General features: G+C 38.6%; 15 protein-coding genes. 12 read left to right on the forward strand and 3 right to left on the reverse strand.

What is annotated here, in order from left to right:
* Positions 1 to 53 precede the first annotated feature (53 nt).
* The 4 genes from JOC77_RS02500 to JOC77_RS02515 all read left to right on the forward strand — a co-directional run bounded on the left by JOC77_RS02500 (position 54) and on the right by JOC77_RS02515 (position 4,611).
* Positions 54 to 1,604: a glycoside hydrolase family 55 protein gene (locus tag JOC77_RS02500; RefSeq protein ID WP_239558555.1), complete on the forward strand. Its 1,551-nt coding sequence runs from the start codon at positions 54 to 56 to the stop codon at positions 1,602 to 1,604.
* A gap of 107 nt (positions 1,605 to 1,711) precedes the next feature.
* Positions 1,712 to 2,365 carry a YetF domain-containing protein gene (locus tag JOC77_RS02505; RefSeq protein ID WP_204539141.1) on the forward strand — a complete coding sequence of 218 codons (654 nt, stop codon included), beginning with the start codon at positions 1,712 to 1,714 and terminating at the stop codon, positions 2,363 to 2,365.
* A 142-nt stretch (positions 2,366 to 2,507) separates the two neighbouring features.
* A complete protein-coding gene (locus JOC77_RS02510; protein ID WP_204538110.1) occupies positions 2,508 to 2,978 on the forward strand; it encodes a hypothetical protein in 471 nt (156 codons plus the stop codon).
* A 553-nt stretch (positions 2,979 to 3,531) separates the two neighbouring features.
* Positions 3,532 to 4,611 carry a sensor histidine kinase gene (locus tag JOC77_RS02515; protein WP_239558556.1) on the forward strand — a complete coding sequence of 360 codons (1,080 nt, stop codon included), beginning with the start codon at positions 3,532 to 3,534 and terminating at the stop codon, positions 4,609 to 4,611.
* 201 nt (positions 4,612 to 4,812) lie between these two features.
* Here JOC77_RS02515 and JOC77_RS02520 read toward each other — a convergent pair whose 3' ends face one another.
* Positions 4,813 to 5,226 (reverse strand): hypothetical protein, encoded by a 414-nt coding sequence (locus tag JOC77_RS02520; protein ID WP_204538116.1) that lies wholly within the window; start codon positions 5,224 to 5,226, stop codon positions 4,813 to 4,815.
* Positions 5,227 to 5,483: 257 nt separating this feature from the next.
* Between JOC77_RS02520 and JOC77_RS02525 the strand changes: the two genes are divergently transcribed.
* A complete protein-coding gene (locus JOC77_RS02525) occupies positions 5,484 to 6,254 on the forward strand; it encodes an STAS domain-containing protein (protein ID WP_204538119.1) in 771 nt (256 codons plus the stop codon).
* A gap of 146 nt (positions 6,255 to 6,400) precedes the next feature.
* On the opposite strand, the gene JOC77_RS21495 is transcribed toward JOC77_RS02525, so the two are convergent.
* On the reverse strand, positions 6,401 to 6,526 hold the full coding sequence (locus JOC77_RS21495; RefSeq protein ID WP_275585040.1) for a hypothetical protein: 126 nt from the start codon (positions 6,524 to 6,526) through the stop codon (positions 6,401 to 6,403).
* A gap of 216 nt (positions 6,527 to 6,742) precedes the next feature.
* Between JOC77_RS21495 and JOC77_RS02530 the strand changes: the two genes are divergently transcribed.
* Positions 6,743 to 7,621, forward strand: a complete 879-nt coding sequence (locus JOC77_RS02530) for an STAS domain-containing protein (RefSeq protein WP_204538122.1) — start codon at positions 6,743 to 6,745, stop codon at positions 7,619 to 7,621.
* Between the two features lie 221 nt (positions 7,622 to 7,842).
* On the opposite strand, the gene JOC77_RS02535 is transcribed toward JOC77_RS02530, so the two are convergent.
* Positions 7,843 to 8,580, reverse strand: a complete 738-nt coding sequence (locus JOC77_RS02535) for a YhcN/YlaJ family sporulation lipoprotein (RefSeq protein WP_204538125.1) — start codon at positions 8,578 to 8,580, stop codon at positions 7,843 to 7,845.
* A gap of 500 nt (positions 8,581 to 9,080) precedes the next feature.
* Between JOC77_RS02535 and JOC77_RS02540 the strand changes: the two genes are divergently transcribed.
* The 6 genes from JOC77_RS02540 to JOC77_RS02565 all read left to right on the forward strand — a co-directional run bounded on the left by JOC77_RS02540 (position 9,081) and on the right by JOC77_RS02565 (position 15,801).
* Complete coding sequence (locus JOC77_RS02540; RefSeq protein WP_204538128.1) at positions 9,081 to 9,701, forward strand: NUDIX hydrolase; 621 nt, start codon at positions 9,081 to 9,083, stop codon at positions 9,699 to 9,701.
* A 177-nt stretch (positions 9,702 to 9,878) separates the two neighbouring features.
* Positions 9,879 to 11,141 carry a LysM peptidoglycan-binding domain-containing protein gene (locus JOC77_RS02545; RefSeq protein ID WP_204538131.1) on the forward strand — a complete coding sequence of 421 codons (1,263 nt, stop codon included), beginning with the start codon at positions 9,879 to 9,881 and terminating at the stop codon, positions 11,139 to 11,141.
* Between the two features lie 164 nt (positions 11,142 to 11,305).
* Positions 11,306 to 12,001, forward strand: coding sequence for a response regulator transcription factor (locus tag JOC77_RS02550; protein ID WP_204538134.1), 696 nt, complete (start codon positions 11,306 to 11,308; stop codon positions 11,999 to 12,001).
* Positions 12,001 to 13,062, forward strand: a complete 1,062-nt coding sequence (locus JOC77_RS02555) for a sensor histidine kinase (RefSeq protein WP_204538136.1) — start codon at positions 12,001 to 12,003, stop codon at positions 13,060 to 13,062. Before JOC77_RS02550 ends, JOC77_RS02555 begins: the two co-directional genes overlap by 1 nt.
* 110 nt (positions 13,063 to 13,172) lie before the next feature.
* The gene (locus JOC77_RS02560; RefSeq protein ID WP_204538138.1) at positions 13,173 to 13,952 is read left to right on the forward strand and encodes an ABC transporter ATP-binding protein; all 780 of its coding nucleotides are present in this window, start codon (positions 13,173 to 13,175) and stop codon (positions 13,950 to 13,952) included.
* Complete coding sequence (locus JOC77_RS02565) at positions 13,927 to 15,801, forward strand: ABC transporter permease (protein ID WP_204538141.1); 1,875 nt, start codon at positions 13,927 to 13,929, stop codon at positions 15,799 to 15,801. The genes JOC77_RS02560 and JOC77_RS02565 overlap by 26 nt, the downstream gene beginning before the upstream one ends.
* The last annotated feature ends 83 nt before the right edge of the window (positions 15,802 to 15,884 follow it).

Consider the following 15,884-nt stretch of genomic DNA (forward strand, 5'->3'; position numbering starts at 1 on the left):
TTACCTATCAGACCGGGAATAATCCATATAGAAAAGAATCGAGGTGGCAGACTTTGTATTTGGATAAAACGCATGATCCCGGCCGAAATAGGGATATTATTATAGACTATACCGGAGTACAAGACCTGCAGCAGGCCGTTGAAGAAACAGAGGAGCTCTTCAATCGGTTTAAAAATAAACCCGCTCCTGCCAGACATACCCCTATGAAAGGTCTAAAAAAACTGCTGTCACTATTTTTGATCAAAGCTGCACATATACGGGAAACAGATTGGGATTCTACACAAGTGGACAGCGGCGGACGAGTTTTCCCAAAATGGAAAACCATACTCGACCTGGAATATCAAAAGCTGCATAGTAAGATTACACACGAAGTATATGTAACTGATTACGGAGCTAAAGGCGATGGAATAACAGATTGTACAGAGGCATTTAAAAAGGCCATAGGAAAAGGGAACGTAAAGGTCATTATTCCAGAAGGCACTTTTGTCACAAGGGGAATTAAGCTGCCTTCCTGGACTATCATAACTGGCCTGGGGAAAGGAAAAAGTGTTCTGAAGCTTCATCCTGAGGCAGCCAGAAGCGAATGGGTAGTTACCAATAAAAACCATTTCAAAGGAAACCGGAATATTGCCGTAGAGAATGTAAGTCTGGATTGGAATGCAGAGCGCCTGCCGCCGGGAATTCGGACGAGTGCGGGCAACAATCGTTCCAGCTGCCTGCTTTTTGCTAATGTTACATATGGCTGGGTCAGAAACACAGAGGGAATGAACCCGGGTCTTCATTGCTTTGACATTTCTTCCACTATATACACCTACTTAGGAGATGGAACCCGCTCCCGCGGCGGCAGCAGATATATTTGGCTGGACCAGCTGACAGGCTTTGGCTTTGGAGATGACGGGATAACTACTCATCATAGTGATGATATTCTGATTAGTAATTGCCATATGTGTGACCCAAGCGGCAAAGCACATAAAAAGGGCTTTTCCAATTCAAATGGAATTGAAGTAGATGATGGGTCAAGAAATGTCTGGCTGATCGATAATTCAACAGCCCGCTGCTTTGGAGGAGTAGAAATAAAAGCACATCACAATGCTTCTGCTGCAACCAATGTCTGTATTATCGGACATTTATCCATAAATGATAATCGTTCTTTTAATTTTAGACATATTGGACATCATAAGGCGGAAGATCCTGAATCTCTTACAGCCTATAATATAAAAGCTACAAATCTAGTGTCCATAGCTCCGGTATATTCGGAATTATATGCAGGGTCTAAACCGCGTGGAATGGTCATATCAGGCTATAAGAATGTGGCAGTGAACCGTTTCACTTTAATTGGAGATCCAGATTATGACTACTTCGGTGAGCCGGTCATTACTGTACAATATAGAGCCAGAAACGTAATTTTACATTCTATTGAAATGAGAGAATTTAAAAAGGCAGGAAAGTACATTAAAGTGTTTGGCGGTGAACAGCGGGCAGACTCCGTATATATAAAAAATGTAGCAACAGATCATGTAAGTGATCCAATCCTAGTCGGGGAAGAAGTAGCAGATATCCGTATTCATAATATTGAGGCGAGGACTGACTTTATCAAAGCATAGAGTAAGATCGTGGTTAATTAAAAGATTGTTATATGAGCATGCGTTTTTAAATTCATTAAATAGGGAATAAAAAGGAATGCTTAATCATGCAGGAGGTCTTTTCTTTGATGATTTATCCAACGATTGTTTTAAAGCTGTTTATAGGACTGGCAGCTCTAGTATTAGTAACAAGATTATTGGGAAAAAAACGTATGTCACAAGTAACACCTTTTGATTTTGTCTATGCTTTAATCCTTGGGGGAACAGTCGAAGAAACGATTTATCATATGGATCATACAATTCCCCAAATGCTATTTTCAATAGCTGTGTGGGGTATATTAATTTACACGGTTGAAAAGCTCACACAGAAGTTTGATGTGCTTAGAGCCCCCTTAAAAGGCACGAGCCAGGTTCTTATTAAAGGCGGGAAAGTCAGTATCAGCGAGCTTGAAAGAGCCAACCTGGAGCTTGAGGAGCTAAGGGGTATGCTGAGGCAAAAAGGGGTTTTTTCACTAAAAGAAGTTAATTATGTGTTTTTAGAAAACAGCGGAGAAATTAGTGTTCTGAAATTCCCTGATATGCCTGTAATTGAAGAACCCTCGGTGCTATTAGTGAACGATGGAAAGGTGCATGAGGGAAATTTAAAGGAAGTTGGAAAAAACATGGAGTGGCTTACGGAAAGCCTGAATCGTGAGGGTATTCATCAGATTAAAGATATATACTATGCAGAATGGTCTAAGCCGGAAGGTTTCTTTGTCAAGAAGTATGAACATTGTTTATAGGTAAATCAGCAATTTGAAAATTTCTTGCTTAGGGACAGGCTGTTAAGTGACTGAAGATTTATTCCCCAGTTTTACATAGCTTAAAATAACAATGTTCATGCTATAATAGAAGTTATACAAAAATAGTTTACCTGGAGGCAGCATGTTAACATTTGAACAAAAACTTGCAATCATTGAATCCTTTCCTGAATTAGTTCGTAAGGATGTATCACTTAAACGCGTCAATTTCCATTATGAAGAGAGTCTTAGTGACAAGAAAAACGTGGTGTATCATTTACATCCAAACGGCAACGGGTATGTGTATGGCGAATACCTTAATGGATACGAGACCGATCAAAAAGGAATGGTGAACATTAGAGATTTTTCCGAAGATGAGCTGAGAGCGATTTTAGAAAAATCCATCGAGTCTCTATCTGAGGAACCGGAAAACGAGACATATGGGGATTCCGATTCACAAGAGGAACGCTGGATGAACAAAGAAAATCAATCTCTCATCTTAGTGAATGAAGATGATATGTGGAATGTTTATGCTGGCATGAATCTAGATGGTACATTTCCCTCTTATAATGAAGCAAGATCTTATTTGGAAGAAGAAGGATTTTCAAAAGTATAGTAACCCTTACTAAGATGAGCTGTATTACTACAGCTTATTTTATTTGAATGATTAACGTTCACAATTATATTCAGCAGATGGCTTCTTGATAATATCCGGATTCAGTAGAAGGGTTTTATCGATTTTAAGCACGCCGATTCTCTATAATAGCAAAAATAAAATGTAATATTGTAAGCAGAGAAAAAGGAAAATTTTTAATAAAAATTAAATAATTGTCATAATGTTTTGAAAAAAGTTAAATACTTATAGTAGAATAGAAGAATAAGAAATTTGTAATCTTTTGTCTTATAATAATATATACATAATGGTAAATAAACATCGAACAGCCGGAGAGTGCTGCAGCCTATATAATTATCCCTTTTGGACGGTGGATGAAGTGGATATAACAAAACATTTATTGTTTAATCTTTCGTTGCTAATGGTGATTGCTTTTTTTTCGCTTGTTTGGTTTGAAAAAAGAAGCAACTTAACCTTTTCTAGATATACTTCGATATTTTTCTTTGTTTTTTCTTTGTGGATATGTTTTGCTGTATCATTCTCATCTGGAGAGGCCTTGCTTTTTGATTTGAGAGAGATTCCCATTGTGATTGCTGGACTCTACCTTGGGATAGGGCCATTAATTTCTGGTGTCTGCATCCTGATGAGAGGATTCTACGGGATTGACACCGGTTTTTTTGTCAACATAGCGCTATATGGAACGCTTGGAGTTATCATGTGGCGCCTGCACCCATGGTTCAAGAAAATAAGCCCCAGGAAGCGGATTTCATCTTCCGTATCTCTAGCAATAGTGATTAGTGCGCTTACTGTCATTTGCATGGAAGTCATGAGTCCTCCTGCTAATCGGTTAGATGCGTGGTTTGGGTATTTGGTTATACCTCCGCTTGGTATTGGAATATGTGCGTTTTTTATTGAATTTATCAGACGGAATATCCTTATGTATCAGCAGCTGGTGAAAACTGAAAAGCTTGAGGCGGTAGAGCAGATGGGCGCAGCGATCTCACATGAAATTAGAAATCCCCTTACAGCAGCTATTGGTTTCGTCCAGCTTTTGAAGGAACCTTCTCTTCCTATGAACAAACGTGCAGAATACCTGAATATCGTAGGAGAAGAACTTCAATCTGCTGAACGGGTCATACAGGATTACCTCACATTCTCCAAGCCGGCTTTAGAATACCTTGAAGAACTTAATGTAAAAAAAGAACTGACTCAGGTAATAAATATTCTTAGGCCTACGGCTAACCAATATTCTGTACAAATTACTACAAACTTTGCATTAGTAGGCACCATTAGAGGCGATCGGCAAAAATTTCAGCAATGTTTCTTGAATGTAATAAAAAATGCGATAGAGTCTATGCCGAATGGAGGCCAGCTTTCTATCAGCACTCAATTCAGTGAATATGATATCACCATTCAAGTGTCAGATACCGGAGTAGGTATGTCAAAGGAACAGCTGCAAAAGTTAGGGGAGCCTTATTATTCCACTAAGGGGGCTAAAGGTACCGGTCTTGGCATGATGGTCGTATTTGGCATAGTAAAAGCAATGAATGGTACGATTCAAGTCGATAGTGTGGTCGGAGCTGGAACCACTTTTGTCTTTACATTCCCTAAAATGATGAAAAACGAGCGTTTTTAAGGCTGTTTGTTTACATAACTATGTAAATAAGTTATAAGTTGAATCGTGCCCAAAAGCTCTTTGCTCATTTCCACCTTCACCAAGAAATGCAAGCTGGCAGAGCAAAATCCACGCTTCTGAAACAGTTAAATATATGTGTTTACATCATCCATAAAATAAAGCGAGATAAGGCAGTCCCTATCTCGCAAGGATATTACATGTTTAATCATCTTGGTTTTGATTCTGTTCCTGATCTTGCTCAGAATCAGAATCTGCATCCGCCCGGGAGCGTACTCTAGATCTAGAATCAGAATCTACATTAATATCAATACAGAAGTCGACTCTAGCGTTGCCACTGTTAGAAACACGGGAATTTGCATCTGAATTGCTGCGGTTGTGGTTTTTTAGTTCATTATCGTTATCGTTGTCATTATCATTATCATTTCTTGTATCCACATCATTATCTACATCTGTATCAACGTCAGATTTATTGTCTAAATCGTTATCCACTTCAAAATCCACATCTGAATCGGAGTTAGAACGGCTGTTAGAACCCCCATTACCATCATAACCAAATCCATTAAAATTGTTTTCTTCATTATTACGTCTGCGCCCGTTATTTAACCAGAATGTCATGATTTAACCCCCTTTCCACTTCCTAAAATAATGTATTCAGCAATAGGGAAAATGGTTAGGGACTAATACCTACTTATGATTGTTTTATTTAAATTACTGAACAACAGGATGTTATTGAATAAAAAACTAAATTACATAAATATGGATTAATGGAAAGAATAAATATACGACCTTTCTGGAGAAGAGGCTTGTATTTCAAAAGTTCAAATCATGTATGCTATAATGAACATACTTTATTCAGAGATAGGTGAAATCTTATGGCTGCAATTGGTCAACTTCCTGATACAATAAGTTTGAGTAACGCTATTGACAGTATTGGGGAAACTGTAATAATTGCTGATAAAAATTATAATGTGTGCTGGATGAATTCTAAAGCCGTAGAATTATTATCAATAATTGCCCCTTTATACGGTTTAACTGATGCAAACGACTTAATCGGTCTAAACATGAACCATTTCCACAGAAAACCCGAGCATCAGAATAGAATTATGGACACACTTAAAGATGGACATCGTACACGTATTACCATTAAGGATAAATTTGTTGCTGACATCGTTATATCCGTTATAAAAAATAAAGATTTCTCCATTGAAGGTTATGTTGTAATGTTAATGGATGTAACCACTAAGGCAGAGGAAGAGCAAAAAAAGGAACGCTTGATTCAAGCATTATCTATACCGATATTAAGAGTCTGGAAGAAAACCATTGCACTGCCGCTAATTGGAGAATTTGATACCGACCGGGCAGACAGGCTTATTTCTTCCGTCTTGAAAGAATGTGCTGCTAATGGAATTCAGTTTGTCTTAATTGATCTTAGTGGATTGTATAATTTTGATTTACACATTAGAGGTCAAATACAAAAATTAATTGATTGTTTAAAGCTGATTGGCACTGAATGCATCATTGTCGGAATTACACCAGAGCTTGCACAATCAATTATCCAGCTCGAAAATTCAATTCCTACGTTTAATTCAGCTCATGCCGGTCTTGAATATATTATTAACCGCCAGTCATCATCCAAAGAGTAGCCAGCAAATTTGCTGGCTTTGTTTTCTAGGGTTAGTAAAATGACTTTAATGATTCTTTCTTCCGAATCATTCTAACCTGGCTTAACAACGTGAAATCTTTTAATGAATCAAAAAAATGATCCCCCTATTTCGAGGGGGATCATTTTTTATTTCTTTTTTGGAAGTCCCATGGATTGGAGCTGGGTCATTACTTGCTGTCTTGAATTTTTATTTCTCAATAAATATGCAGCTCCTAAGGCGAGGGAACTCATCATCATTTTTTTACGATCCATAATGTTGTCCTCCTAGTGTGTGATTTTAACGCATATTAGAAAATACCCTGCAGTTAATAAAATAAACGTATACTAAGAGATGAAACATCTTTGTAACTGAAGTGAAAAGGTATTGCATTTATCTTCAAGAAATATGAAATATATGTTTATAGTGCTGTGGATAGGGTATAGAAAATAAGTTGTAAATATTTCGTAAACGGAAAGGTTTGATTATGAATGACAGCAGGATCAGTAACATCACAGCCCCGCATTAAGTCTTTCCGTAACTTTGATGAAGCAGCTGAAAATATTCTTCAATTTATGAGTAAATTAATTCATATAAATACATTGTTTGTTGCAAAGAATGATAAGCTTACAAACCAGATTTCAAATGTTATAAATAGGGATATACCGTTATTGGAAAGAGGGGTACAATGGCCTTTTGAAGAGACACTTTGCAAATTGAGTGTGGATAAGGGCAGTACAATTCTGATTATAGAGGATTTGAACAAGAGTCCACTGGCTAAAAGTCTTACTGTCACTCAGAATTTAGGAGGCGGCAGCTTTATTGCTATTCCAATTTATTATGAAAATGGGGAAAATTACGGGACGATTTGCGGCCTTGATCAAAGACCATTTGAATTCACAAATGATCATATAGAGTTATTTGAAAACATGGCTTCTGTTTTAACTTATGTACTTGAACTTGATAAAGCTAACCAACAAATTAATGAACTTTCTGTTCCGATTGTATTAATTGCAGAAGGCGTTGCCATCCTTCCAATCATCGGAGACATAAATGAAGAAAGAGCAGAAATCATTATTAAAAACACTTTGGCGAGCAGTACCGAGTTGTCACTGCAATATTTGATAATCGACTTATCAGGCATTGTCCAGATAAATGATACAGTGGGTCATCATTTACTAAACATCGTAAAAATGCTTAAGCTGATAGGGGTAACTCCAGTGCTTACAGGAATTAGACCAGATCTCGCTGTTAAAGCTGCCAAGATTAATGGAGAACTCAGTCATATCACAATTAAGAATAATCCTCAGGAAGCGCTGGCTCATATAGGATTCTACTTGAATCACAGCTATGCAGCTGGAAGGCAGTGACACTGTCGAATGCCCAGGCTTGGATTGCAGGAAAAAAAGATATAGGGAACTTGAATTTCAATAATATACAATAAAGGCACTACCCGTTGTATTCTCCTTAATAAATATCCATCTTGCAGGTCCTCCTTAACAAGCGTCAGGCTGTGCAGCCTTTTACGCAAGGCTAAACAAAGGGTATGAAATGTAAAAAGAGCCGCCAGTCAAAACTGGCAGGCCCGTTTTTATCTTCCGTTAAAAATCCCGCGTACATAGTTGTTAAAGTTATCAAATAACCCGTCATTGTTTCCGTTTCTCATATCATTATCGAAATCGCCAAAGCGGCCATAAACTTCGTTGTCAAAAGAAACATATACTTTATGGATACTTTTATCTGTTTCACGTACTTTGTCAGCGATTTGCTGTTCGCGCTTTGTGGAAACTTTACTGTAGTTTTTGTCTCCGTTATTACCATTATTGTTATTGTTGTCAGTCATGTTTCTGTCGTCATTATTTATTCCAACGTCGTCACCAAGTCTGTTTCCATCACCGAATCCTCCGTACTGACCCATTCCATTATCATCGTCAGTAGCAATGTCATTGCCGATGCCAACATCTGTATTTCCTGTTGTACCACCGTTTCTGTTGCCGATATTGTTGCCATTTTCACCGTTTCTGTTACCCATCATACCATCATTTCCGTTGTTGTTTCCGTTATTGTCGTCTTGATTTCTAACAGCAACATAAGCTTTATTACCTGTAACAATTACATGAGCCTGGTCGACTGAACGAAGTTCTTCAACCTGTTTCTCAATGCGGTTTTCATTTCTAAGATTTTTGTTGCCATTACCAACATCATTTCTAATTCTTGTTGCTTCATTATTCCCACGGTTATTGACACCATTATCGTTGCCATTGTTTCCACAGGCAGATAATCCCGCAAGAACAACAAGAAAAGAGAATATAACCCAAACTTTTTTCATGATTTTCACTCCTTATAGTTTACAGTTGCATGTTTAGCTTGCCTTACTTACTCTCTAGTATGCAGGAATCGAGATGACAAAAAATGGAGAAGGGTGACACTGCCTATACGAGGGATAAAACAAAATTAATGGGGTAAATCAGGATTTTGGAGGGGTAAATAGAATTTAAGGGGGGAATTCAAATTTGGATGGGTAAATTCAAATTTATGGGGATACTCCAGATACCTGAGAATATGTTATTGACTTACACCAAATCCTGTTTTTGTGGAATTACTTTCTTAGTTCGTTTTCGGCCATCTGGATTTTAAAACGAATGTAAACTTCCGGTTCCAGAGACAGCTGGTTAATTATAGACCCAAATCTGGCTAAAGCTCGGTTCATTGGTTTTTTCTCATCCAATAAAGGTTAAAACATAAGTAGATTGAATTGATACCAGAAGTAAAATCCATTATTGTAAATAACATAGATAACAAAGCTTGCTTTGTGATGAGGTGATTTGTATGGAACTGGAGAACATTTTCGATAAGCTTAAAGAGCATACACCTACAATACTGGGGAGTGAGAGGTTTTCAAAGTATGCCGTCCTGCTTCCTTTAATGAAAAAAGAAGGTGAGATTCACGTGCTTTTTGAAGTGCGCTCTCTAGAGATGAGAAGGCAGCCGGGAGAAATATGCTTTCCAGGCGGCAGAATTGACTCTAATGACAGTGATGAAAAAGGTGCTGCTATTAGGGAAACTGTTGAAGAATTAGGTATTCCTAAAGAAAATATTGATAACGTTTATCCGATTGATTATCTAATTTCTCCATATGGTATGATCGTTTATCCTTTTGTAGGCTGGATTGAAAGGCCAGAAGATATTAAAGTTAATCCAGCAGAGGTAGGGGAGACCTTTACAGTTCCGCTTACCTTTTTTTTGAATTCGCCTCCAAAAATATATAATGTTAACTTTAAGGCAGAGCCAGAAGATGATTTTCCAATCGATTTATTGGTGGGCGGTGAAAATTACCAGTGGCGGCCCCGGCAGCTGGAAGAATACTTTTATTTATATGAAGATAAAGTAATTTGGGGGCTGACTGCAAGGATTCTTTCCCATTTTATAGAGGTATTACATAAGAGTTAGTCCCTGCTGCCTTGCTTAAAAGAAAGCCATTGACCGCCATATGACCCAAACCTATCCATTTCCTCCGCTATAAGGCGGAGTTTTTTTTATGGAAATGTACATAGTATCGAAACCCTAAAGTATATTAATGATTTAATTAAATATGATGTTATAAGAATATAAAAAGGTGTGGTTTATATGGCTGTTCACACAGTACGAACAGGTGACAATCTATGGGCAATATCACAGCAATATGGGGTATCAATTTCCACAATTACAGAAAGCAATGGACTCCAGTCCGCGAAATTAACCCCTGGCTTAGCCTTATACATACCCGTAAATGACGAGCCCATACGAGTTTACCGGGTAAAAGCAGGTGATAACCTGGCTCAAATTGCTTCAAGATTTAATACCACTGTCCAGGCAATCTTAGCTCGTAATCCTTCTGTAACTCCAGCTCGATTAGTAATTGGGCAGACATTGGTCATTCCTTCCCCAATTAAACTTAGTCTAGAGACTCTCGGCTTTATTGTGCCATATAATCGCGAGGCTTTTCTTGCTGGGCTGCCTGCTATTAGCCAGCAGCTGACTTATTTAGCAATAGCTGCCTTTGCATTTACTGAAGAGGGATATGCTTATGTGGAATTAAATGATACAGGAATAACCGCTAGGAGCAGGCAGCTTGGCATTATTCCTCTATTAATGGTTAGGAACTATCGTAATGGTAACTTTGATGCTGAACTTGCCGGAACGGTTCTTGGAAACCCGGCTTACCGCCGTAATCTGATCGCAAGCCTGTCAACATTAGCCAGGCAGCGGGGGTATGGAGGAGTAAGTATAGACATAGAATTTATCCCACCGGCAAGACGAAATGATTTTAATCTCTTCCTAAGAGATCTTAAAGTAGAATTAGGGACCCTCATCCTGCAGGTAAACGTACATGCCAAAACGGAAGATATTCCTACTAACCGTATAATAGGTGCGTACGATTATAGAACCATTGGCAGTATTGCTGATCTAACGGCAGTCATGACGATTGATTATGGATATCCCGGGGGGCCTCCGGATCCTATATCGCCAGTATGGTGGCTGGCACAGGTAATCCGATATAGCATAACTCAAATTAACCCGCGAAAGCTGCTAATAGCCATGGCTTTATATGGATATGACAAAGATGCTGGCACTAATGCAACCAGGGCACTCTCTGTACTCAATGCCCAAAATCAGGCTATTACACTTGGAGTTCCAATCCAATTCAACACCGCTGCCCAATCCCCCTTTTACCGCTACCTGGCAGAGGCTGCAGAACACGTTGTCTGGTTTGAAGACATCCGAAGCTACATCCAAAAAATCAACCAAATAGACTTATATGGCTTGCGAGGCACCACACTCTGGCAGCTAAGCCTGCAAGCTCCCCAGCTCTGGGCATACTTAAAACAGAATACCACTATCATAAAATAATAGTCAGGGACACCCCCTTTATGGGGACTGTCCCTATTTGCCGTACTCTTTGTCTTAAGGGATGCTCTCTTTAAAGAGAGCTGTCTTTATTTCCCAGTCTTATGATAGAGTATAATTATTCAATATTATTATTTTAAGAGGATGGATGATTTGGAGCTGATGTTATGTATAAGATTATGATAGTGGAGGATGACAGCAAGATTTCCTCCATATTATCCTCACATCTTGAAAAGTACGGGTATACACCTGTTCTGCCTTCGAATTTTAAGGATATAAAAAAGGAATTTATGCTAAGCAGCCCGCACTTAGTTCTGCTAGATGTGAACCTGCCATATTTTGATGGTTATTACTGGTGCAGGCAAATACGGATGTTTTCGAATATACCGATCATTTTTATATCAGCCAGGGTTGGAGAGATGGACCAGGTGATGGCTATTGAAAACGGCGGAGACGATTATATAACAAAACCTTTTCATTTAGATGTGGTGATGGCCAAGATAAAGGGAACGCTGCGGCGGGCATATGGTGAATACTCGATGTCTAATGAACAAGAGGTTATCCAGATAAATGATCTATACTTATACCCCTCTCAGCATAAAGCAGAACGGAACGAGTACAGTGTGCAGCTGTCTAGAAATGAATATATTCTTTTGGAATCACTGGTAAAAAGAATGAATGAAACGGTTGCTAGAGAAGACCTTTTAGAAGCGCTTTGGGACAATCAGGCATTTGTAGACGATAACACTCTTACCGTAAATGTAAAGCGAGTAAGAAGCAGGCTCCAAGAAATGGGAATAAAAGATGCGATACAAACAAAACGGGGCATAGGTTATTCCTTTTCACCGGAATGGAGAGAATAATGGGCTGGAAGAATTACATGTTAGACCAATTGGTTTACATTTGCGTCTATTGGTTTCAGGTTCTGCTGGTTCTGCTCATCGTTCAGCTTGATTTCTTTGAAAGGAAGCATTCCCTCGGTACAGTAAATATTCTATACATCCTTTTCTTAAGCTTATTTATCTTTTCTGTGTTCATCCTGATCGACTATACCTTAAAGAAAAAATTCTTCAATAAAGCTAACCAGTTCTTGAATGATTCAGGACAGCCAGGAAAAACTGCGGCCTTGGATTATGGGGGTACCCGCGAGCAAAAAGAATTTGTCCGGATTCTGAAAAAATTACAAAGTACATATCTCACATCCTTAATGAAGAACGAAAAAAAGCAGCAGGAATATTTGCACTTTATGAATGTATGGATTCATCAAATGAAAACTCCTGCTTTTGTTATATCACTGCTTTTAGAAAAAGAAAGGAAAAAAGAAATGGAAGCTGCTGAAATTCTGGAGAGTATAAGTCAGGAGAATGAGCGGATCCTGCAGGGCTTAGATTTAGTACTTCATGTGGCCAGATATAATGAATTTGAGAAGGATTATAAGGTTGAATATCTCGAGCTGGAAACGTTAGTCAGAAATCTGATCAACGTAAATAAAAAGGTATTTATCCGGCATTCTATCTACCCAGTCTTTGAAAACAGGGCTGAAAATGCCTTAGTTCAGAGTGATAAAAAATGGCTTGAGTTTATTATTCATCAGCTGTTAAATAACTCAATTAAGTATACGAAGCTCAAAGATAGCGATAAAAAACAGATTTTATTTTTAATTAAAATAGAAAATCATCAAACCATTTTATCGATAAAGGACAATGGAATCGGAATACCCAGAAAAGACATAAAAAGAGTATTCGAGCCTTTTTTTACAGGTGAAAATGGACGGGTCACACATGAAGCAACAGGGATGGGCCTGTTCCTTACTAAGCAAATATGTGACAAGCTGGGGCATGGTGTACAAATTTCCAGCACAGAAGGGCAGGGGACAGCTGTTACTATTCTATTTTCTAATGAGCATTCGTATTTTGATTTATAAAGTGACAAAATTGTAAGATAATTACTTTGCTTTGTAAGGAAAATCGATACCTTCTCTTTCCATATTTTCTTAAGATAAAGGTACAAGGAAAAAGGAAGGAGTTATTTTATATGTTCATGCTTGAAGCTAATAATGTTAGTAAAATTTATTGCAATTCAAAAGGTGCAATGGAAACAAAAGCTCTAAAAGGTATCGATATCAAGGTTGAAAAAGGGGAATTCGTAGGGGTTATGGGCCCATCGGGAAGCGGAAAAACAACTCTTCTAAATGTGATTGCCACAATAGACAGGATGACTTCAGGCGAAATATACATTAATGGGTCACAGCCGCATGAGTTAAAAAAGCGGGAGCTTGCTAAATTTCGCCGAACAGAGTTAGGGTTTGTTTTTCAAAATTTCAACCTGCTCGACACCCTGACAATAGGCGAAAACATGCTGCTTCCCCTTACACTTGAAGGCATTCCAGTAAATGTAATGAAGCATAAGCAGAGGGAAATCGCTCAAATTCTTGGTATTACAGACATCCTCGAAAAACGTACCTATGAGGTTTCAGGCGGCCAGGCACAGCGTGCAGCTATAGGGAGAGCCATCATTCATTCTCCTTCCATTGTATTGGCTGACGAACCGACAGGGAATTTAGACTCGAAATCTTCTCAGACCGTCATGGAGACTCTCCAGAAAATCAATCATGAAAAGCAGGCAACCATCATGATGGTAACTCATGATCCGTTTGCGGCAAGCTACTGTGACAGAGTCATTTTTATAACAGATGGAGAGCTTTATAACCAAATATACAAAGGCGACAATCGTTCTGCTTTTTATCAGGAAATTATCAACGTTTTGTCCATGTTAGGGGGAAGTACACATGACTTTTCTGCAATTCGCCCTTAACAACATAAAACGAAATGCTAGATCTTATGCGGCCTATATGCTCTCGAGCAGCTTTTCTGTGATGATTTTCTTTTCCTTCGCAATGTTTATCTTTCATCCGGATGTCGAAAAAGGATATATGGTCCAGACAGCAAAAAGCGGTATGCTTGTGGCTGAATATATCATTTTCTTTTTCTCTTTTTTCTTTATTTTTTATTCGATCAGCACATTTTTAAAAATGAGGAATAAAGAGTTTGGGGTTTTAATGATCCACGGCATGAGTAAAAGACAATTAAATTCCCTGATTTTCACGGAAAATGTGCTGATCGGGCTGTTCTCCATATTAGTCGGAATAGGCGTAGGGCTGATATTCGGTAAATTGTTCTTCATGCTGTCCGGTTATGCAATGGGGCTCAAAAGCCTTTCCATGTATATACCCTGGACTGCCATGATTCTTACCATAGCGGCGTTTATGATTATGTTTGTAATTGTCTCTTTTATGACTGTGCTCTTTGTAAAAAGCAGTGAAGTCATCGGGCTGTTAAAAGGAAGTCAAAAGCCAAAACCCGAACCTAAGGCTTCTTTGAAGCTGTCAATATTGTCTGCGATGACTATTGGGGCGGGCTACTATATGGCTGCTATCGCAACTATGCGTACGGTTGCTATTTTCATGCTGCCGGTTGCTTTTATAGTCATTGTCGGAACCTATTTTTTATTTTCTCAATTAAGTGTGTATCTGTTAAAAATGCTGAAGAAAAACACCTCTTTTTATTATAAAAGAACAAATATGATCACTCTATCTTCACTGGTGTATCGGATGAAAGACAACGCGAGAATGTTTTTTGGAGTTACCATTGTAACAACTGTAGCGTTTTGTGCAGTGGGAACAGTCGTTTCCTTTACTGGAACAAAAAAAATCGAAGTTCTTAATGCATTTCCATTTGCTTTTCAGTTAACGGAATACGAGGGCAGTGATCAAAAGCAAAAGTTCGAGAGTGATCTAGATAAGGAAAACGTTACTTATAATAAAGTGGAAACTGAAACAAAGATCTTACCTGTAACAGGAGCCTCCAAAAAACAGGCAGGATTTATAAAAGAGAGTATCTACAACAAGGCGGCCAAAGCCGTTGGCTATAAGACGGTAAGCTTGAAGAAAGGGGAGTCGGCCTGGATCCAATCATCATACGAAGCCACACTGGATAAAAAGCTGCCTAAAAGCATTTCTATAGAAAACGGCCAAACTTTTACCTTGAAAAAGCCTATAGATAAAAGTGTTTACACACAAAATGTTTCAGCCTCTTATTCGAATTATGTTATACCAGACTCGGATTACTCCCGTTTGACAACCAATCAAACAAATTCTATTACTGGCTATATCGTAAAAGACTGGGAACAAACGGACTCCATTAATGAAGAAAAATACAATAAAAAGGGAAAAGTTGAACTAATATCCCGGGCTGAAGTTTTTCATATGGTTAAACAGATGTACAACATCATGCTGTTTGTAGGGTTATTTATCGGAGTGGTATTTTACCTGTCCTCTGTAAGCTTCCTTTATTTCCGGCTGTTTTCCGATTTAGAAGGAGACAGGAAATTTTACGATGCCGTTTCAAAAATTGGCCTGACAGACAAGGAAATCAAAAAAGTCAGCAGCTTCCAGATTGGATTACTATTCTTTGTCCCATTCGTCGTCGCTGCCATCCACACATCCGTAGCCTACACGGCCCTGCAGGAATTCTTCCAGGCATCCATACTCGGCCCATCCATGCTCGTCATCGGCTGCTTCTTTGGCGTACACACTCTGTATTTCCTCATCATTAGAAGCCGATACCTGGCCCAGCTGCGTGGACTGTCCACATTTCCCGAGTAGAAATCACCAGTCTGCAGGGACAGACGTTTTTCCCGAGTTTCAAGCAGGAGGGGCACACTCATTAGTGATAGGAAAAGAGCTGG

The organism is Peribacillus deserti (assembly GCF_016909175.1).
Lineage (GTDB): Bacteria > Bacillota > Bacilli > Bacillales > DSM-1321 > Paraperibacillus > Paraperibacillus deserti.